The sequence below is a fragment of the Gordonia sp. PvP123 genome (assembly GCF_040547295.1).
Classification (GTDB): Bacteria; Actinomycetota; Actinomycetes; order Mycobacteriales; family Mycobacteriaceae; genus Gordonia; species Gordonia terrae.
Genome location: NZ_JBEPPN010000018.1, coordinates 1 through 18,781, shown reverse-complemented (window position 1 = coordinate 18,781; position 18,781 = coordinate 1). Strand labels below are relative to the sequence as shown.

At 67.0% G+C, this 18,781-nt stretch carries 16 protein-coding genes and 1 tRNA gene; 6 read left to right on the top strand and 11 right to left on the bottom strand.

Annotated elements, in window-relative coordinates; genetic code table 11:
• The first annotated feature begins 28 nt into the window (after positions 1-28).
• Positions 29-892, top strand: coding sequence for a class I SAM-dependent methyltransferase (locus ABIC25_RS24080; protein WP_354563494.1), 864 nt, complete (start codon positions 29-31; stop codon positions 890-892).
• Between the two features lie 6 nt (positions 893-898).
• Here the strand turns inward: ABIC25_RS24080 and ABIC25_RS24075 are convergent, their stop codons facing one another.
• The 6 genes from ABIC25_RS24075 to ABIC25_RS24050 all read right to left on the bottom strand — a co-directional run bounded on the left by ABIC25_RS24075 (position 899) and on the right by ABIC25_RS24050 (position 8,233).
• Positions 899-1,708, bottom strand: coding sequence for an amino acid ABC transporter ATP-binding protein (locus ABIC25_RS24075; RefSeq protein ID WP_354563492.1), 810 nt, complete (start codon positions 1,706-1,708; stop codon positions 899-901).
• Complete coding sequence (locus ABIC25_RS24070) at positions 1,705-2,664, bottom strand: amino acid ABC transporter permease (RefSeq protein WP_354563491.1); 960 nt, start codon at positions 2,662-2,664, stop codon at positions 1,705-1,707. Before ABIC25_RS24070 ends, ABIC25_RS24075 begins: the two co-directional genes overlap by 4 nt.
• A 1-nt stretch (position 2,665) precedes the next feature.
• Positions 2,666-3,565: an ABC transporter substrate-binding protein gene (locus ABIC25_RS24065; RefSeq protein WP_064569801.1), complete on the bottom strand. Its 900-nt coding sequence runs from the start codon at positions 3,563-3,565 to the stop codon at positions 2,666-2,668.
• A gap of 169 nt (positions 3,566-3,734) precedes the next feature.
• Positions 3,735-4,820, bottom strand: coding sequence for an isocitrate/isopropylmalate dehydrogenase family protein (locus ABIC25_RS24060; RefSeq protein WP_248642866.1), 1,086 nt, complete (start codon positions 4,818-4,820; stop codon positions 3,735-3,737).
• On the bottom strand, positions 4,820-7,600 hold the full coding sequence (gene polA, locus ABIC25_RS24055; RefSeq protein ID WP_354563489.1) for a DNA polymerase I: 2,781 nt from the start codon (positions 7,598-7,600) through the stop codon (positions 4,820-4,822). The genes ABIC25_RS24060 and polA overlap by 1 nt, the downstream gene beginning before the upstream one ends.
• Before the next feature lie 60 nt (positions 7,601-7,660).
• Complete coding sequence (locus tag ABIC25_RS24050) at positions 7,661-8,233, bottom strand: N-acetyltransferase (RefSeq protein ID WP_354563487.1); 573 nt, start codon at positions 8,231-8,233, stop codon at positions 7,661-7,663.
• Between the two features lie 261 nt (positions 8,234-8,494).
• Between ABIC25_RS24050 and ABIC25_RS24045 the strand changes: the two genes are divergently transcribed.
• The 4 genes from ABIC25_RS24045 to ABIC25_RS24030 are packed head-to-tail and all read left to right on the top strand — an operon-like array spanning position 8,495 to position 12,610.
• Positions 8,495-9,748 carry an ABC transporter permease subunit gene (locus ABIC25_RS24045; RefSeq protein ID WP_248645613.1) on the top strand — a complete coding sequence of 418 codons (1,254 nt, stop codon included), beginning with the start codon at positions 8,495-8,497 and terminating at the stop codon, positions 9,746-9,748.
• Between the two features lie 3 nt (positions 9,749-9,751).
• Complete coding sequence (locus ABIC25_RS24040; RefSeq protein WP_101821548.1) at positions 9,752-10,741, top strand: branched-chain amino acid ABC transporter permease; 990 nt, start codon at positions 9,752-9,754, stop codon at positions 10,739-10,741.
• Positions 10,734-11,798 (top strand): ABC transporter ATP-binding protein, encoded by a 1,065-nt coding sequence (locus ABIC25_RS24035; RefSeq protein WP_354563485.1) that lies wholly within the window; start codon positions 10,734-10,736, stop codon positions 11,796-11,798. Before ABIC25_RS24040 ends, ABIC25_RS24035 begins: the two co-directional genes overlap by 8 nt.
• Positions 11,795-12,610, top strand: a complete 816-nt coding sequence (locus ABIC25_RS24030) for an ABC transporter ATP-binding protein (protein ID WP_354563483.1) — start codon at positions 11,795-11,797, stop codon at positions 12,608-12,610. Before ABIC25_RS24035 ends, ABIC25_RS24030 begins: the two co-directional genes overlap by 4 nt.
• A gap of 123 nt (positions 12,611-12,733) precedes the next feature.
• Here ABIC25_RS24030 and ABIC25_RS24025 read toward each other — a convergent pair whose 3' ends face one another.
• On the bottom strand, positions 12,734-14,098 hold the full coding sequence (locus tag ABIC25_RS24025; RefSeq protein WP_354563482.1) for an ABC transporter substrate-binding protein: 1,365 nt from the start codon (positions 14,096-14,098) through the stop codon (positions 12,734-12,736).
• A gap of 194 nt (positions 14,099-14,292) precedes the next feature.
• Positions 14,293-14,916, bottom strand: a complete 624-nt coding sequence (locus ABIC25_RS24020; protein ID WP_354563502.1) for an ANTAR domain-containing response regulator — start codon at positions 14,914-14,916, stop codon at positions 14,293-14,295.
• Positions 14,917-15,028: 112 nt separating this feature from the next.
• On the opposite strand from ABIC25_RS24020, the gene ABIC25_RS24015 reads away from it, so the two are divergent.
• Positions 15,029-15,105, top strand: a tRNA-Leu gene (locus ABIC25_RS24015).
• 56 nt (positions 15,106-15,161) lie between these two features.
• On the opposite strand, the gene ABIC25_RS24010 is transcribed toward ABIC25_RS24015, so the two are convergent.
• Genes ABIC25_RS24010 through ABIC25_RS24000 form a run of 3 tightly spaced genes read right to left on the bottom strand, consistent with a single transcriptional unit; the run spans position 15,162 to position 18,501 of the window.
• Positions 15,162-16,550 (bottom strand): glycosyltransferase, encoded by a 1,389-nt coding sequence (locus tag ABIC25_RS24010; protein ID WP_435529121.1) that lies wholly within the window; start codon positions 16,548-16,550, stop codon positions 15,162-15,164.
• Positions 16,550-17,560, bottom strand: a complete 1,011-nt coding sequence (locus tag ABIC25_RS24005) for a glycosyltransferase family protein (protein ID WP_354563479.1) — start codon at positions 17,558-17,560, stop codon at positions 16,550-16,552. Before ABIC25_RS24005 ends, ABIC25_RS24010 begins: the two co-directional genes overlap by 1 nt.
• On the bottom strand, positions 17,557-18,501 hold the full coding sequence (locus tag ABIC25_RS24000; RefSeq protein WP_354563477.1) for a WcbI family polysaccharide biosynthesis putative acetyltransferase: 945 nt from the start codon (positions 18,499-18,501) through the stop codon (positions 17,557-17,559). The genes ABIC25_RS24005 and ABIC25_RS24000 overlap by 4 nt, the downstream gene beginning before the upstream one ends.
• Positions 18,502-18,781: the final 280 nt, after the last annotated feature.

Sequence of the window (18,781 nt, the reverse complement as noted above, 5' to 3'; positions counted from 1 at the left end):
GCCACGACCCGGGCCCTATCATCGCAGGATGTCCCCCAACCAGGCCGAACCCGCGGACACGACGTCGAACGAACCGGCAGCAGGCCGTCCCCCGAGGATTCTCGGCGACGTCGACTCCACGTCCAGCGACCGTGCCAACCGTTGGTGGTGGGATCACGACGCGGAGAACTACCACGTCGAGCACGGCGAGTTTCTCGGCGCGCATGCCGCAGGCGGTGACTTCGTCTGGTGTCCGGAGGGACTCCGTGAGTCCGACGTCGGCCTCCTCGGGGACATCGACGGGCGTCACATCCTCGAGATCGGTTGCGGTTCGGCGCCGTGCGCCCGATGGCTGTCCGCCCATGGCGCCCACGCGGTGGGCGTGGATCTGTCCCGGCGGATGCTGGGCATCGGACTCGACGCGATGGCCGCCGAGGGCGTGCGGGTACCGCTCGTGCAGGCCACCGCGGAGACGCTGCCCTTCGCCGCCGAATCGTTCGACACCGCATGCTCGGCATTCGGCGCGGTACCGTTCGTCGCCGACTCCGCCGGCGTGATGAGCGAGGTCGCGCGAGTGCTGAAACCCGGTGGCCGTTGGGTTTTCGCCGTCAACCACCCGATGCGCTGGATGTTCCTCGACGACCCCGGGCCGGAGGGGTTGACCGTCCGGATACCGTATTTCAACCGCACGCCGTACACCGAGACCGATGCCGACGGCAGGCTGACCTACGTCGAGCACCACCGCACCATCGGTGACCGTGTCCGTGAAATCCGTACGGCCGGATTCGTCCTCGACGACATCATCGAACCCGAATGGCCGGACGGTTTCGACCGGACATGGGGCCAGTGGAGTCCGTTGCGGGGCAGCTACTTTCCGGGAACAGCGATCTTCTGCAGCCACAAGGCCGGCTGACGGCTGTCACAGCAGTTTCGACAGGAACTCCCGGGTACGCTGTTCTTTCGGGTCGGAGAGGACCTCGCGGGGATCGCCCCGTTCCACGACGACGCCGCCGTCCATGAACACGAGTTGATCCGCGACCTCCCGGGCAAAGCCCATCTCGTGGGTGACGACCATCATCGTCATCCCCGAAGCGGCGAGCTCGCGCATCACCTTCAGCACGTCCCCGACGAGTTCGGGGTCGAGTGCCGAGGTGGGCTCGTCGAAGAGCATGAGCTTGGGGTCCATGGCAAGTGCGCGCGCGATCGCGACGCGTTGCTGCTGGCCGCCCGACAGCTGCGCCGGGTAGGCGTCGGCCCGTGTGGACAGCCCGACCCGATCCAGCAGATAGCGGGCCTTGTCGACCGCTTCCGAACGCGACTGCCGCTTCACCTGCATCGGCGCCTCGATCACGTTCTCGAGGGCCGTGCGGTGCGGGAACAGATTGAAATGCTGGAACACCATGCCGATGTCGCGGCGCTGGGTGGCCGCGTCCTTGGCGCTCATCTCGTAGAGCTTGCCGCTGCGTTCGCGATACCCGATCAGATCACCGTCGACGTAGAGCCGGCCGGCGTTGACGACCTCCAGGTGGTTCACACACCGCAAGAACGTGGACTTCCCCGAGCCCGACGGTCCGGTGAGGCACAGCACCTCGCCGCGTGCGACCTCCAGCGAGATCCCCTTGAGGACCTGCACCGAGCCGAAACTCTTGCAGACACGGTCGGCCACCACCATCGGCGTCGGTGACCCGCCGGGGTTGGCCGGACCGGCCGTGTGCTCTCCCGGGCTCATGCCTTCTCTCCCCCTGCCGGGCCGGCGGCGCCGCCGGGGGCCGTGGCCGCCCCCTCGGCCATCGTCTTGAGCTGTCGCGCGGTCAGCGCCCGGGTCGCGCCCTTGGCGTAGTAGCGCTCGACGTAGTACTGACCCACCATCAGGACACTGGTGATGACGAGGTACCAGGTCGATGCGACCAGCAGCAACGGGATCGGCTCGAAGATCACACCGGAGATGTCGCGCTGGCGGCCGTAGAGGTCGAGTGTCAGCGGCACCGCTGCCACCAGGCTGGTGGTCTTGAGCATGCTGATCAGTTCGTTGCCGGTGGGTGGGATGATGACCCGCATGGCCTGCGGCAGGACCGTGCGTCGCATCGTCTGCGACCACGACATGCCCAACGCCACCGAGGCCTCCGTCTGCCCCTCACCGACCGATGACACACCGGCGCGGACTATCTCGGCCATGTACGCGGCCTCGTTGAGACCCAGACCGATCACCGCGAAGAGGAACGCGGCGTTGAGGGTCTGGATGTCGAGGGTCACGAACTGGTGCACGAATGGGATGCCGAGGTCGATCTGCTTGTAGATCGCCGGGAACAGGCCCCAGAACACCAGCTGGACGTACACGGGTGTGCCGCGGAAGATCCACAGGTAGACCCACGACGTCCCGCGCAACACCGGGTTCGGGCTCAGCCGCATGATCGCCAGGAGGACACCGAGCACGATGGCGATCGCCATCGACAGCAGGGTCAGGGCCAGGGTGTACCCGACACCCGACAGGATGCGCGAATCGAAGAGGTAGTTGCCGTACGTGCCCCAGCTGTAGGCCTCGTTGGTGGCGGCACCATAGATGAACAGTGCGGCCAGCACGACGATGATCACCGCGGCGATCCACTGCCCGGGTCGGCGCAGCGGAACCGCCTTGATCGGTTCCGGTTCGGTCGATGTGGCGGGGTCGGCGTGTGGTGACGTCACCTCAGTTCACCGCCCCGTTGATGACGGAGACATCGATCATCCCCTCCTCGAGGCCCCAGTTGGCCGCGATCTGTTCGTACTGTCCGTTGTCGATGAGGTACTGCACGGCGCGCTGCATCGCGACCGCGAGCGGCGAACCCTTCCGGATGGCCCAGCCGTAAGGCGCGGAGTCGAAGATGCCGCCGGCCGGCGTCAATCGGCCGTCCGTCCGCTTGATGGCGTAGGCGGTGACCGGCGAGTCGGCCGACATCGCGTCCACGCGCCCGAGGATCAGCGCATTGACCGCCTCGTCCTGGCTGTCGAACCTGACCTTGTCGATTGCCGGTTTCCCCGCAGCCACGCAGGCCGCGCTCTTGGCCGGGACCTCGTCGGTGTCCTCGTAGGTGGTCGTCTGGACTGCGACCCGGAGACCACAGGCGTTGTCCGGATCGATGTCGTCGTCGTTGTCGGTGGCCTGCGCCCACTGCACACCCGCGCTGTAGTAGGTCACGAAGTCGACCTGCTTCTCGCGTTCGAGTGTGTCGGTGAACGAGGACATGCCGACCTGGTAGGTGCCGGCCTGGATCGACGGGATGATCGTGTCGAACTGGGACTCCTTGTAGTCGGGTACGAGTCCGAGAACCTTGCCGACGGCGTTCATCAGGTCGACGTCGTAACCGACGATCTTTCCCGACGCGTCCTTGTACTCGTTCGGCTGGTACGGGATGTTGACCCCGACGATGAGGCGTCCGGTGCGGGCGATCTCGGGTGGGACGAGAGCCGAGATCTCCGGCACCTTCGCCACGTCGATGTCGATCGGGGTGACCTGGTTCGCACGCTCCCGCGCTTCGTTGTCCACGCATCCGGTCACCACGACCAGGACGGCGAGCACGACGCCGAGCCAACGAGCCACCCGCGTCACACCACTTCCCTCCGTCCGGCCGAGCGCATCAACTCACTGTAGTTCGCCTGCTGCACCCCGGCTCGATACCCGCGATTCACGCGTGTTCGTTCCCGGACTCCTGGTTCACGCGGGTGCGAGTGCGCGCGACTGCCGTCCAGGGAGCCGTAGGCGGTCGCTCGCGCTCCCGTCAGCCCTCCGCGATGCGCTGACCCACCGCGGCCGCGAACTCCGCGGTGGTGGCGTCGCCACCGAGGTCGCCCGTCGCGGTGTGCGCGAGTGTGTCGGCGACCGCGGCGTCGATCCGGGCCCCGGCCGCGACCAGCGCCGCGTCCTCGGTCATCTGGCCGAAGCGTCTGAATCCCATTGCCACCGAGGCGATCATGGCGACCGGGTTCGCGATGCCGCGCCCGGCGATATCGGGCGCCGCACCGTGCGATGCCTGCGCCATCACGCGGGTCTCCGAGCTGTTGACGGAACCGGCGATGCCCAGCGATCCGGCGAGCTCTCCAGCGAGGTCGGACAAGACGTCACCGAAGAGGTTCTCGGTCACGAGGACGTCGAAATCGGCGGGGCGCCGAACCAGCAGGGCCGCCATGGCATCGACGTGTTGCTCGGACACCTCGACCTCGGGGAAGTCGGCGGCGACGGCGCGGCACGCATCTCGGAACAGTCCGGTGGTCATCCGCAAGACATTGGCTTTGTGCACGATCGTCAGTCGCGGTTGCCGGTCGGAACCCGCACGCTCGATCGCGGCTGCGCATGCGACCCGCGCGATGCGCTCCGACGCCGCACGGGTGACGAGCCCGACCGCGAGGGCCACATCCGGAGTCGGCATGAACTCGCCGCTTCCGACCGCCATGTTGCGGTCGGCGTAGAAACCCTCGGAGTTCTCCCGCACGATCAGCACATCGATGTCCGGCCGCAGCGCCGGGACACCGGCAAAGGCCCGAGCGGGACGGAGATTCGCGAACAGTTCGTACCGGGTTCGGAGCGTTGCTCCCGGAGTGCGATCGCCGTGACCGGGCGGGTAGGCCGCCGAGTCGTGGGGTCCGACGATCCAGAATCCGAGGCCGTCGAGAGCCGTCAGCGTCTGCTCGGGCACCGGATCACCGTGCGAGGCGATGGCAGACAACCCGAAAGGCAATTCCTGCCAGTCGATCTCGATCGACTCCGCGGCGGCGGCCGCGTCCGCGACCGACACCGCGGCGGGGACGATCTCCGGCCCGATCCCGTCGCCGGTGAGGACGCCGAAAGTTCTCTCGCCCACGCCCATCAGTGCGCTGCGTCGTCCCAGGACCGCCCGAAACCGACCGACACCTCCAGGGGCACCGACAAGGTGATGGCGTTGCCCATCTCCTCGCGCACCACCGCTTCGACGGCGTCCCGCTCACCGGCGGCGACCTCGATCACGAGTTCGTCGTGGACCTGGAGAAGGGTCCGCGATGTGAGACCTTCGGCCGCAAGGCGCTTGTGGACGTTGATCATCGCGACCTTGATGATGTCCGCGGCGGTGCCCTGGATGGGCGCGTTGAGCGCCATGCGCTCGGCGGACTGCCGCCGCTGCCAGTTGTCGCTGTTCAGATCCGGCAGGTAGCGGCGCCTGCCGAACAGGGTCGCGGTGTACTCGTTGCGGCGGGCCTCGGCGACGACGTCGTGCAGGTAGTCGCGCACTCCGCCGAAGCGCGCGAAGTATGCCTCCATCTGCTCCTTGGCCTCGTCGCGGCTGATCTTCAGCTGCGCCGCGAGCCCGAACGCACTGAGGCCGTAAGCAAGTCCGTACGACATCGCCTTCACCCGGTGACGCATCTCGGTGGTGACCTCGTCGATCGGCACCCCGAAGGCGCGCGACCCGACGAAGTTGTGCAGGTCCTCGCCGGTGTTGAACGCCTCGATCAGACCCGCATCCTCCGACAGATGCGCCATGATCCGCATCTCGATCTGGCTGTAGTCGGCGGTCATGAGGCAGTCGTAGGGAACACCGGTCGCGGTGTCGGCGCCGACGACGAAGCCGCGCCGGATCTCCCGCCCGGCCTCGGTGCGTACCGGGATGTTCTGCAGGTTCGGCTCGGTGGACGAGAGGCGCCCGGTCGCGGCGATCGTCTGATTGAACGTCGTGTGGATGCGCCCGTCGTCGGCGACCGACTTCAGGAGTCCGTCGACGGTGACCTTCAGTCGTGTCGCATCGCGGTGCTCGAGAAGATGGGCCAGGAAGGGGTGTTCGGTCTTCTCGTAGAGCGACTGCAGCGCGTCGGCGTCGGTGGTGTAACCGGTCTTGGTCTTCTTCGTCTTCGGCATGTCCAGCTTGTCGAAGAGGACGGTCTGCAACTGCTTGGGTGAGCCGAGATTGATCTGCTCCCCGATGACCTCGTACGCCGCCTCGGCAGCGGCACGGATGCGGTCGGCGAACATCCGCTCGAGGGCGCCGAAGTGATCGACGTCGACCGCGATGCCCGCCGACTCGGCGTCGGCCAGCACGAACGACAGCGGCAACTCCATCTCGGTCAGCAGCGGCTTGGAGTCGATCCGGTCCAGCTCCGTGTCGAGCGTGTCGGCCAGTTCCTGGACAGCACGTGCCTCGAGCATGTGTTGTTCGGCGACGCGGCCGTCGGAATCGTCGTCGAGCAGCGACATCTGGCCATCGCCGGGCCCGCCGTCGGCACGGAGTTCGCGACGCAGGTAGCGCAGCGCGAGGTCGTCGAGATTGAAGGTGCGCTGCCCGGGCCGGACGAGGTAGGCCGCGAGCGAGGTGTCACTGGTGACACCGTCGAGCGTCCAACCGCGCGACCGGAGTGCGTGCACAGCCCACTTCGCCTCGTGGACCGCTTTGAGTGCCGACGGGTCGGCGAACCACTCCCCCAGTGCCGCTTCGTCTTCGGGGGTCAGTGCGGTCACGTCGACATAGGCCGACGACCCGTCGGCCGCTGCGATCGCCACACCCGACGGGTCCGACCCGACGACGACGTGCGGCGCGGTCACTGCAAGACCGACCCGGCCGGTCCGGGCGTGCGCGGTGAGCCACTCGCCGACCTCGCCGGCACCCAGGACCGCGCCGTCGAGATCGAAGCCCGCTTCCGCTTCGGGCTCAACGGAACTCAGCGTCGAGAAGAGCCGGTCCCGCAACACCCGGAACTCCAGGTCGTCGAACAGTTGGTGGATGCGATCGCGGTCCCACCCGACCATGGCCAGGTCGTCGGGGGACGCCGGCAGCTGCATGTCCCGGACGAGCTCGGTGAGCTGCCGATTGGTCTGCACCGACGCCAGATGCGCCCGCAACGCGTCGCCCACCTTGCCCTTGACCTCGTCGACGTGATCGACGAGCGCGGCGAGCGATCCGTACTCGCGGATCCACTTGGACGCGGTCTTCTCGCCGACTCCGGGTATGCCCGGGAGGTTGTCGCTGGGGTCGCCGCGCAGCGCCGCGTAGTCCGGGTACTGGGTGGGGGTGAGACCGTACTTCTTCTCGACCTCCTCGGGCGTGAAGCGGGTGAGGTCGGACACTCCCTTGCGCGGGTAGAGCACGGTTGTCGACGCGTCGACGAGCTGCAGTGAGTCGCGGTCACCGGTGACGATCAGGACCTTGTATCCGTCCTCACGGGCCCGGGTCGCCAGGGTCGCGATGATGTCGTCGGCCTCGTAGCCCTCGATGGCCAGCACCGAGACGCCCAGCGCATCGAGGACCTCCTTGGTGAGGTCGACCTGGCCGTTGAACTCGTCGGGCGACTTCGACCGCTGCGCCTTGTACTCGGGGTACATCTCCGACCGGAAGGTCTTCCGTGAGACGTCGAAGGCGGCGGCGATGTGCGTGGGCTCCTCGTCGCGCAACAGGTTGATCAGCATCGAGGTGAAGCCGTAGACGGCGTTGGTCGTCTGGCCGGAATGCGTCTTGAAGTTCTCCGCGGGAAGCGCGAAGAACGCCCGGTAGGCCAGGGAGTGTCCGTCGAGCAGCATCAACACCGGCTGCTTGGTCTTGCCCTTGGCGCGGGGTGCCGCTGTGCCCGTCGATCCGGGTGCCTTGGCGGGGGTCGTTGCCGGGGAACTCTGCGCTGGACTCACAGTCGCCGAGTCTAGTGACCCTGTCCGACACGCCTGGGGCGACTCCTCACAGTCGGCCTCTCATCGGAGGGGCCGGTACATGGCCCACACCGTGGGACCGTCGAGCGGGAGCGCGAACTCCTCGGTCACCGTGAATCCGAAACGCTCGTAGAGCGGCACGTTGCGGACGTTCGAGCATTCGAGGTACGCGGGGCCGTCGATCTGGTCGAGCCGATGTCCCAGGAGCGAGGTGCCCACCCCGACTCCGTGCACCGGCGCCCCGATCTGGCCCAGGTACCAATGCGGCTCCTTGGGTCGACGCTTGCCGAATTCTTCCTCGAGTTTCATCCCGCGACTCATCCGCGACCCCATCGCACGGAAGAACCCGACCATCGACACGACCTGTGCCGTCGCCGACACCTTGTGTCCCGGGGGATCCCACGCGGCCGCACCGACCGGTTGGCCGTCGCGCATCGCGAGGTCGAGCGTCGACTTCGGGCCGTGGCTGTACTTCAACAGTGTGCGGAACATGACGAGGTGACGCGAGGTGTCCGGTTGCATCCACACCGTCACCGGGTCGTCGGCGAAGGCCTGCGCCAGGAGCGCTGCGGCGAGTTCGACGTCTGTGGTTGTGGACACGCTGACCGGGACCATCGGACCAGCGTACGACCCGGATCGGGTCTCCGACAGCACATCGCGACTTCTCGGTGCGGTCGGTCGGCGCGAGAAGTTACCTCTGGGAAACGTCGTTGTCGCCACGTGGTGACGACGCTGGCGCTAATGTCCCGCAGGATGACATCGCAACGCGCCGGCACCTCGCCGCAGACGCCGCCACGATGTGCTCTCGGCGAGGATTCCGATCTCGAGAGCCATCCCCCTGCTCCCCCGCCATCGGTACGACGCCCGGCGATCGCGATGCTGCTCCTGCTCGCCGCGTCGATCCTGTGTGGACTGTTCGTCGCCTCGCCCGCGGTGGCCGCACCGGAGGACTCGGTACGCGTCTTCGGGGTGTTGCGCAACGGTGCGGACAAGGTCGAGGGCGTCGAGCTCGAGGCGAAGGACGCGTCGGGGACCGTCGTCGGCACGGCGACGTCGTCGGCGACCGGGGCCTGGTCGATCAACGTGCCCCCGGGCCAGTACACGATCGTCGTCGACACCGAATCGCTCCCCGACGGCGTCGAGGTCCAGAAGTCGGAGTTGCCCGTCGACGTCAGCGGCGGAACGGCACGTCCGGTCATCTTCTCCTTCGGGGACGTCCGGACCGGCACCGAGGTGTCCGCGGTCGCCGAGCTGACGAGGCTGGCCATCGACGGGATCCGGTTCGGTCTGATCATCGCCATCACCGGGGTCGGTCTGAGCCTCATCTTCGGCACCACCGGACTGACGAACTTCGCCCATGGCGAGCTGGTGACACTCGGCGCGGTGATCGCGTGGGTGATCAACGTCAAACTCGGTGTGCAACTCATCCCGGCGACGATCCTGGCGGTCATCGTCGGCGTCGGCATCGGGATCCTGAACGAACTCGGTCTGTGGAGACCGTTGCGAAGACGACGAACCGGGCTGATCGCCATGCTCGTCGTGTCGATCGGCCTGTCGCTGGTGCTCCGCTACCTGATCCTGATCTTCTTCTCCGACCGGGCCGAACCGTTCGACGACTATCAGGCGCAGACCCAGATCGGCTCCGGTCCGTTCGCGATCACACCGGTGAACCTGGCCTGCATCGTCATCAGCATCGTGGTGTTGCTCGGCGTCGCGGTGTTGTTGCAGCGCACCAGGATCGGCAAGGCGATGCGCGCGGTCGCCGACAACAAGGATCTCGCCGAGTCGTCGGGTATCGACGTCGACCGCGTCATCCTGTTCGTGTGGGCACTGGCCGGCGGCCTGGCCACACTCGGCGGCGTGATGTTCGCGCTCTCCGAACTCGGCGGCCGGGTCCAATGGGAGATGGGCTTCAAGCTCCTGCTGCTCATGTTCGCGGGCATCACACTCGGCGGACTCGGCACGGCCTACGGCGCACTGCTGGGCTGTCTCATCGTCGGTCTGCTCGTCCAGTTGTCCACCTACATCCTCAGCCCCGACCTGAAGTACATCGGCGGCCTGCTGATCCTCATCATCATCCTGACCATCCGGCCCCAGGGCATTCTCGGATCTCGAGCGAGGATCGGCTGACCCATGGACATCATCTCAGCGCTTCAGATAGCCATCGCGCAGCTCATCGGTCCATCGGCGATCTTCTACGCCCTGCTGGCCATCGGCCTGAACCTGCACTTCGGCTACGCCGGACTGCTCAACTTCGGCCAGATCGCCTTCGCCCTGCTCGGCGGTTACGGCGTGGGCATCATGGCCGTCAACTACGACCAGCCGCTCTGGCTGGGCGGGATCATCGGCATCGCCGCCGCCGGGATGCTGGCGGTCGTTCTCGGTCTTCCCACCCTGCGCCTGCGGGCGGACTACCTGGCGATCGTCACCATCGCGGCGTCGGAGATCCTGCGCCTGGTCTTCCGGTCGACCTCCGCCGACGACTTCACCCGCTCCACCAACGGCATCTACGGCTACGCCGGCAGTTTCTTCTCCATCAGCCCGTTCGACAACGGCAAGCAGTACTCGTTTTTCGGCGTCAAGTTCCTCGGTGGCGACCTGTGGTCGATGGTGGTCGGCTGGATCGTCGTCGCGCTCTTGTGTCTGATGGTCTATCTCCTCGTCCGCAGTCCGTGGGGACGCGTGCTCAAGGCGGTCCGGGAGGACGAGGACGCCGCGCGGTCGCTCGGCAAGAACGCCTACTTCTACAAGATGCAGGCCCTGGTGCTCGGCGGCTGTATCGGTGGGCTGGCGGGAGTGTTCAACGCATTCGCCACCCAATCGATCAATCCCGACTTCTACTCGACGGCACAGACGTTCTTCGCCTACGGCGCACTGATCCTGGGTGGGGCCGCGACGGTGTTCGGCCCGGTTCTCGGCGCCATGCTGTTCTGGTTCCTGCTCGCGATTCCCGACGCGCTGTTGCGTCAGGCCACATCCGGCGACGACCCACTGCTGAATCTGTCGGCGCAGCAGGTCGGCGCATTCCGCTACGTGCTGCTCGGTCTGGCGATCATCCTGATGATGGTGTTCAGACCCCAGGGACTGCTCGGCAACAAGAGGGAGGTGCAGCTCGATGCCTGACGACCCCACACCGCGCCGAGACCACGAAGCCGCTCCTGTCCGGGCGACCCGCCGGGACCTCTCCGCGCTCTCGGCCGCCGAGCGCTCACGGTTGTTCGCCGGGGTCACCGCCGAGCCGGGATCGCCCAAACCCGATCCGATCATCGTGGTGGACAACATTTCTCGAACCTTCGGCGGCATCAAGGCCGTGCAGGTCGATCATCTGGAGGTGCAGCGCGGCGCCATCACCGGTCTCATCGGCCCCAACGGCGCGGGCAAGACCACCTTCTTCAACCTTATCACCGGATTCGACAAGCCCGACTCGGGCACATGGTCGCTGAACGGCGACTCCCTGGGCCGGATGGTTCCCCACCAGGTGGCCCGTCGCGGCATGGTGCGCACCTTCCAGCTCACCAAGGCGCTCGCGAAACTCACCGTGCTCGACAACGTCCGGCTCGGGGCCGCCGGGCAGCGGGGCGAGCACTTCCTCGCCGCGCTCGCGCCCTGGGTGTGGCGCAAGCAGGAAGCCGAGATCACCGACCGCGCACACGAACTGCTCCGGCGCTTCAAGCTCGACGCCAAGGCCGGCGACTTCGCCGGCTCGCTGTCGGGCGGACAGCGCAAGCTGCTGGAGATGGCACGCGCGTTGATGACCGACCCCGAGATCGTGATGCTCGACGAGCCGATGGCCGGCGTCAACCCGGCGCTGACCCAGAGCCTGCTCGAACACATCAAATCGCTGCGGGACGAAGGGGTCACGGTCGTCTTCGTCGAACACGACATGGACGTCATCCGCGACATCAGCGACTGGGTTGTCGTGATGGCCCAGGGCCAGGTCATCGCCGAATCCCTCCCCGACCGACTGGGCGACAACGAGGCCGTCGTCGACGCGTACCTCGGGGGTCATCACGATCAGGCACTGGAGTTCGACGACCAGGGTCGTCCGGTCGGGGCCACCGCGGTGCTCGCGGAGAAGGTCGAGGCAGCCATCGAGGCGACGCTGGAGGAGGGCGGGGACCTCTCGGAGGTCACCGAACTGCCGCCGTCGGCGCCGGAGACGAAGGAGGGCGGACGATGAGCACCGAGCCCGAACCCGGGCAGTTGACGCCGGCGCAGCTCGCGGCCACTGCCGAGGAGCATCGCAAACTCGCGGGAAACGCACTGATGCGAGCCGACGACATCACCGCCGGTTATCTCCCCGGCATCAACATCCTCGAGGAGTGCAACTTCTACCTCGGTGACGGTGAGATCGTCGGTATCATCGGCCCCAACGGCGCCGGCAAGTCGACTCTGCTGAAGACGCTGTTCGGACTGATTCCCGTGCGCGAGGGTTCGGTCACGCTCCGTGGCGACGACATCACCTCGGCGAAGGCGCACGTCCTCGTCGACAAGGGTGTCGGCTACGTTCCGCAGACACAGAACGTCTTCCCCGCCTTGACGATCGAAGAAAATCTGGAGATGGGCGTCTATCTGCGGCCCAAGACCTTCGCCACGAGGTTCGAGTTCGTCTCGCAGCTCTTCCCGCTGCTCTCCGAGAGGCGAAAGGTGAAGGCGGGCGCACTCTCCGGTGGTGAGCGGCAGATGGTCGCCATGGGACGCGCGCTGATGATGGACCCCGCGGTGCTACTACTCGACGAGCCGTCGGCGGGCCTGTCCCCGATGTTCCAGGACGAGGTGTTCATCCGCTGCAAGGCGATCAACGCCACCGGTGTCTCGATCATCATGGTCGAGCAGAACGCCCGCCGCTGCCTGCAGATCTGCGACCGCGGCTATGTGCTCGATCAGGGCCGCAACGCCTACACCGACACGGGCCGCAACCTCGCCAACGACCCCAAGATCATCGAGCTCTACCTCGGCACGCTCGCGGGCAGTTCGGAGAAGAAGCCGTGAGCCGTCCGCCTGTGCCGCGACCGCTGCCGCCGACGCGTTGGGCGACAACGGGATACGAGATCAGAACCGCTGACACGACGAGACCCCCGGCCGGAACCGGGGGTCTCAGCGTGTGCGGGGGTTCTACTGCGCTGCGACCGAGACGTATTTGCGCGTCGGGGTGAGCAGGGCGTTGTTGTCGTCGAACTCGAGTACACCGTAGGAGCCGACGCTCGGCTCTCCGGCGGCGTTGAAGGCCAGGTTGCCGGTCTTGCCGACGTAGGCGATCGTCTTGCCGCCGTTCAGCAGTTCCAGGCAGGCCTGGTACGAGTCGCAGTTCTCGTCACCGTTCGTCACGCCGATGATGTTGGCTGCGATCGTCCGACCGTCGGTCGACTTGGCTGCGGTAGCCGCGAGTGCGCTCACCACGGCGGCGTCGTAGCTCTCGCCCGAGTAGTTGAAGTCGATGAGTTCGCTGTCGAGCTCCTTCAGGGCCGCCTGGAACTCCCCGCTGGTCTGGGTCAGCGGGGTGGTTCCCTTCATGCCCTTGAGCAGACCCGGTCCCACCGATTCACCCAACGCGTTGCCCATGTTGCCGTCGACGCCGTAGACGAGCTTGCCGTCGCTCGGACCGATTCCGACCTCGTGCATGCGCGTGATGATCTTGGCGCTCTCCTCGAATCCGATGACCGCTATGCCGTCCGGGTCGAAGTTCTTCACCTGATCGACCTCGGCGTTGAACGACTGCGCGTTCGGGTCGTAGATGATCTTCTGGATCTGGTCGGCCGGGACGCCGGCCGCCTCGAGATCCCGAACGGTGTTGTCGGCCAGTCCCGTTCCGTACGGATCGTTGAGCGCGAGGATCGACACGCGCTGCACGCCGTCCTCGGCCATGGTCTGCGAGAGCGCCTGCGCCTGGAGGACATCCGCGGGTGCGGTGCGGAAGTATTGACCCTTGTCCTGGTAACAGGTGAACTCGTCGGAGGTGTTCGCCGGCGAGAACATGACCGCGCCCGCGTTGGCGACCTTGTCGATGACCTTCAGCGACACCGAGGACGACGCGGCGCCGATGATGACCTGGGTGCCGGCACTGAGTTCGCGGTCCACGGTGGCGTTGGCGGTGTCGGTGGTGGTGTCCCCCGAGTCACCGGTGACGAGCTCGACCGGCTGGTCGAGGACTCCGCCGGCGGCGTTGATGTCCTTGACCGCGAGGTTCACACCCGCTTCCATGGGCGGCCCCAGGAAGGCCAGCGATCCGGTCGCCGGGAGCAGGGTGCCGATCTTCAGCGCGGCGGTGCTGGCCGGGCCTGGGGTGGCCTTCGGCGGGTTGCACGCCAGCTTCTGCGCGAGGCCAAGACCCGGGGGTGCGGGCGTGGACTCCACTGCGGCGCTCGACGACGCCTCGGAACCTCCGTCAGAACCCGAATCAGAGCTGCTGCAGCCGGCGACCACCAGCGCTGCCGCCGCGGTCACGACCACTGCCCCGCTCCTCAAAAAGCGTAAGGACATCGATGCTCTCCTTGCGTCTGGCCTGCGCGTTCGGCGTTCGGCCTGTGCGTTCGGCATTTGTGACGAGGACGGCACGTCTGAGTGCAGCGGACCGCGCCTCGCTGGAGAAAAGCTAGCGCGATCTTGTTGCGGCTGCGTAAAGACAGTGAAACTGGCTTGCGCACAGACGAATTGCGTCGGCGAGGCGCTCGTGGTCAGTCGCTCCCGAGGGTCTCCACGACAACCTGCGCAACGGCTTTCATCGTGGTCCTGCGGTCCATCGCCGCGCGCTGGATCCATTTGAACGCGTCGGGCTCGGAGAGGGCCTGCTTCTCCATTAGCAACCCCTTCGCCCGCTCCACGAGCTTGCGGGTCTCCAGCCGCTCGTTCATGGTCGCGACCTCGCGCTCGAGCTGTTTGAGCTCCTGGTAACGGCTCACCGCCACCTCGATGGCCGGGACCAGGTCGGCCTTCGTGAACGGTTTGACCAGGTAGGCCATCGCGCCTGCGTCACGCGCCTTGTCGATGAAGTCCCGCTGACTGAACGCGGTCAGCATGACAACCGGCGCGAGACGCTTCTCGGCGATCTCGGTTGCCGCATCGATGCCGTCACGAACGGGCATCTTGATGTCCATGATGACGAGGTCGGGCGACAGTGACTCGGTCAGCTCCACCGCGACCTGCCCGTTCGGCGCCTCCCCGACGACGTCGTACCCCTCTTCGCGGAGCATCTCGATCAGGTCCATCCGGATCAAGGAATCGTCCTCGGCCACCAGAACCCGATGAGTTGTCGTGGTCTCACCGGCTGCTGTCGTCGCACTGTCGGTCACCGTCAACATTCCCTCCTCCACGTCGCTCACGCCGCGTCCGTGTGCACGCAGAGTACCGGTTGGCAGGCCGCTCGGCCGATCATCTAGAGTTGGTCTCCGGCGCGGGGCGACCCGTGTACTGGCCCCCGTAGCCCAATTGGCAGAGGCAACGGATTCAAAACCCGTCCAGTGTCAGTTCGAGTCTGACCGGGGGCACCAGAAACCACCTGCCTGACGGTGACCACGGGATCACCAACTGCCGGGGGCGCGATCACTCACCACGACAACGACGGCTCACCATCGGCGACGCTGATCCCGACACGGTCGCCATGCACCGTCCGAACGCCGAACAACCGGTCGAGGAGCTCATCCATATTCAGGTCGGTGTGCGACGACCACCGTCGAGCCCGATGCCGTGCTCGCGACGACGCGACCGTCACCGACGCCGCCGGCGCCCCGTCGAAGTCCACCGTCACCTGGCCACACTCCCCCGGCGCGACCTCGCCGGTGAGCCGCGCGAGCGAGTCGCCCGAGAAGATCACGGGCCCGGTGACCTCGAGGACGAATCTGCACCGCGACAGCGTCGACGCGTCCGGGCTGCCGGTCCGGATTCGCGAATCGTGCACGCCCAGTTGGGCGAGCAGAGTGTCGGCACGTGCGCCGACGAGCCAGATGGCCGCATCCACGCTGCGACCGTCCGCCCCACGCAGCACGCTGCCGACCGTTCGCATCAGCGATGCCGCGGTGTGTCCCTCGACCGACAGCGCCACGACGATGTCGGGGATGCAATACAAGAGCCCGGCGGTCCGGGCCGCCGGATCGGTGACGAGTGGCGCGAGCGCCAGGGCTTCGGCGTTCTTCTCCGAGATCCGTTCTGACACCGGACGCTCGGCCCAGTCGGGACCGTCGTGCCACGCCACCGCTTCGGGTTCGTGCGCGAACACCGCGCCCATCATGAAGGCCCGGTTCGCGAACTCCCAGTCCTCTCCCCCGTATTGGACGAACGACGGATCGAATCCCCCCACGTCGTCGAACAGCTCACGGCTGCAACTCATCACGGCGCTGATGAGGTACTTGTAGCCGTCCCAGCCAGGGTCCAGGAGATCGGCCGTGCGGTCGTATGCGTCGACCAGCCACTCGGGTTCACACTCGTGCGAACGCTCGAGATGCTGCCGGTCGGCGAGCCATCGGACCACCGAATCCGGAGCGACCTCACTCAGGTCCGCATGCTTACGCCGTCCGACCACGAGGGTGTCGGGCGCTGAAGCGGGCAACCTCGTCGCGCGCCGGATGTAGTCCTGCGTCGGAACCGTGTCCGCGTCGAGGAAACACAGGACCGAGCCGCTCGACGCCGCGACGCCCAGATTGCGGGCGGCCGCCGCCCGAAAGCCCTTGTCCTCCTGCGACACCACCGTGATCGTCAACCGGGACGTCCACGCGCTGACGTCCGGCGAACAGGACGAACCGTCGTCGGCCACGACCACCTCCAGGCGATCAGCCGGGTAGGTCTGGGCCGTCAACGCCTCCAGGACCAGCGCCAGTTGACGACGTTGGTTGTAGTACGGGATGACGACACTCACCAGCGGCGTCGGCGCGGCATCACCGATCAGGTCCCACCGGTTGTCGGGCACGACGGTCCGACCATCACCGAGCCCGACGACCATCACGCGCTCCACCGCCGCAGCAGCCGCTCGTGCTCCAGCCCGACATCGACAGCCGTGGGCGACGGAACCACCGATGGATCGATCCAGGTGTCCGCAGGATGCGCGAACGCATGCTCGATGGCGGCCTGCAGCGCATCGTCGTCGTTCGCGTGCATCGTCAGCACGCCCGGGGACCGCGCGGCGAGTTCCTCGGTGTAGGTGGTGCGCGGGACCAGTGGCCTGCGCCCGGCGGAGATCCAGGAGTTGATCGAGCCGGATGCCGACATGTGCCGGTGATAGGCGACGGGGACCGTGACCTCGGCCGACGCCCGCCGGAGTTCGTCGTCGGTCAGGTAGCCGGTGATCTCACACCGCCTACCCATGTCCGCCGCCAGCTTGGCCAGGTCGTCGGCCAGATCCTCGTGTCCGGGCGACGGGGTGCCGAGTGCGACGAAGCCGATTGACGGATCGAGACCGGACATCGCCCGGAGGGTCTCGAGATGTCCCTTCCCGGGATACAGGTAGCCGAGCACGCCGACCGTCGATTCCGCTGTCGCCGAGGGCTTGTCGACGCGTCGGGAGTCGATCATCAGCGGAACGACCTCGACATCGATCGTCGGGTCGACGAATTCGGAGAACAACGACGCCTCGTGACGGCTCGACACGATCACGCCGGTCGCCGATCGGGCCACCGACCGGAAGAACTCGATGCGTGCCTGCATCGACCGCCCGTCCGATGGCTGGGGCAGGTCGTGCAGCGTCACCGAGACCGGTCGGCGCAGACCCGCGATCATCGCGAGTAGATTGTCGCGCGCTTGCAGGGGCGTGCGCCCGAACAGACGATCTGTCACATGCAGGTGCACGAGCGCGCAGTCGGCCAGTCCCGCCGGCAGGCCGGCGCAGAGTGTGCGCATGTGCGCCAACCGATGATGGCCGCCCTCGGCGGTCACCGCGTCGTATACCGACTGCGCATACCGCACCACACCGTGCGACCGGGGCCCGACGAGGAGGTGTCCCAGGGGTCTCGTCATGCCAACCCCAGGATGTCGATGAGCTCGACGTAGCGGTCCAGCACGGCATCGATGAACTCGGGATGGTCTGCGTACCAATGTATCTGACTGCGGTGGACGACCTCCTCGGTCATCACCGCACCGTCGACATCCCAGGCGATCCGCGCGGATGCGTCGATACCGAGCGCATCGATCACGCGTTGTTCCAGCGGCGCGCGAATGTTGCCGAGCAGCTCCCGCGTCGGTGGGATCGGCGCCGACGCCCCGAGTGCATCGAGGATTCGACGACCGAGCGTCAGCAGCACCCGGTTGCCGGGATGGTTGATCGTGTGGGCGGCGTCCGCCCCGGCGTCGAGCAGGATGTCGGAAATCGCGATGTCGCACTGGCGGCGTTCGCGCATCGCGAGCTGTTCCACACTCCAGCGCGCTGCTTCTCGGAGGTGTTCGCCCGGGACGCGGACATCCCACTCGTCGAACGATCGACGGCCGTCCCGCGCGGCCAGGACCGTTCGGAGGTCGTGGTACGGCACAGCAGCGGGTACCGCGGACGGCTGCGCGGGATGTCGCGCGATGACCTGGAACGGATACAACCCGCCATAGCGGATGACCGGCCACACGATGACCCTCGCCGACGGCGCCAGGTCGACCAGGTCCGGTCCACCGATCGGGAGTCCCCGGTAACCGGCGCGCACCGGTTGGGAGACGATCACCGCGGCTCGACGGACGAGGCGTTCGACGTGGTCGACGTCGGAGGACTCGAGTTCGTGGACCGGTGGGACGCGGACGGTACGAAACGAGAGGTCGGGCGAACCGGACAGGACGATCCGCAACGCCTCGGCCTGGCAGTTTCCCCAGACCAGCAGTAGCTGCCTGTCGTCGGCCAGCGGGGTCTCGGTGACGCCGTAGAAGTCGCCGTAGTGCCTGGTTCGACCGTCGACCGGCACGTCGTCATGCGGAGTCACGGTTGCTCTGCAGTGGTCGAGAGACGCGATGGTCGCTGTGACATCGTCAGTTCTGGCTCCCCTCTGGAAACGCTTCGGCCGTACCCCCGACTCCCCGTATAACCGTTCAGCCCGCTAATGAATCATCGACTTGATCACTCCGGGGACAACCGGACGGGGGGGGGCCCCCGGGGGGGGGGCCCCGGGGCGGGCCCCCCGGGGGGGGGGGGCCAAACGCCCACCGGGCGCCCGGAGGTAATCCATCAGGTAGGGGTGGGGGCGGGGGCGGTGTTGGTGACAC

What these genes read in the sequence shown, in the direction of transcription:
- ABIC25_RS24080 (WP_354563494.1), top strand. Translation starts at nt 29, where the DNA reads ATGTCCCCCAACCAGGCCGAACCCGCGGACACGACGTCGAACGAACCG.
- ABIC25_RS24075 (WP_354563492.1), bottom strand. Translation starts at nt 1,708, where the DNA reads ATGAGCCCGGGAGAGCACACGGCCGGTCCGGCCAACCCCGGCGGGTCA.
- ABIC25_RS24060 (WP_248642866.1), bottom strand. Translation starts at nt 4,820, where the DNA reads ATGGGCGTGGGCGAGAGAACTTTCGGCGTCCTCACCGGCGACGGGATC.
- ABIC25_RS24050 (WP_354563487.1), bottom strand. Translation starts at nt 8,233, where the DNA reads ATGGTCCCGGTCAGCGTGTCCACAACCACAGACGTCGAACTCGCCGCA.
- ABIC25_RS24045 (WP_248645613.1), top strand. Translation starts at nt 8,495, where the DNA reads ATGCTGCTCCTGCTCGCCGCGTCGATCCTGTGTGGACTGTTCGTCGCC.
- ABIC25_RS24040 (WP_101821548.1), top strand. Translation starts at nt 9,752, where the DNA reads ATGGACATCATCTCAGCGCTTCAGATAGCCATCGCGCAGCTCATCGGT.
- ABIC25_RS24035 (WP_354563485.1), top strand. Translation starts at nt 10,734, where the DNA reads ATGCCTGACGACCCCACACCGCGCCGAGACCACGAAGCCGCTCCTGTC.
- ABIC25_RS24030 (WP_354563483.1), top strand. Translation starts at nt 11,795, where the DNA reads ATGAGCACCGAGCCCGAACCCGGGCAGTTGACGCCGGCGCAGCTCGCG.
- ABIC25_RS24025 (WP_354563482.1), bottom strand. Translation starts at nt 14,098, where the DNA reads ATGTCCTTACGCTTTTTGAGGAGCGGGGCAGTGGTCGTGACCGCGGCG.
- ABIC25_RS24020 (WP_354563502.1), bottom strand. Translation starts at nt 14,916, where the DNA reads ATGTTGACGGTGACCGACAGTGCGACGACAGCAGCCGGTGAGACCACG.
- ABIC25_RS24010 (WP_435529121.1), bottom strand. Translation starts at nt 16,550, where the DNA reads ATGGTCGTCGGGCTCGGTGATGGTCGGACCGTCGTGCCCGACAACCGG.
- ABIC25_RS24005 (WP_354563479.1), bottom strand. Translation starts at nt 17,560, where the DNA reads ATGACGAGACCCCTGGGACACCTCCTCGTCGGGCCCCGGTCGCACGGT.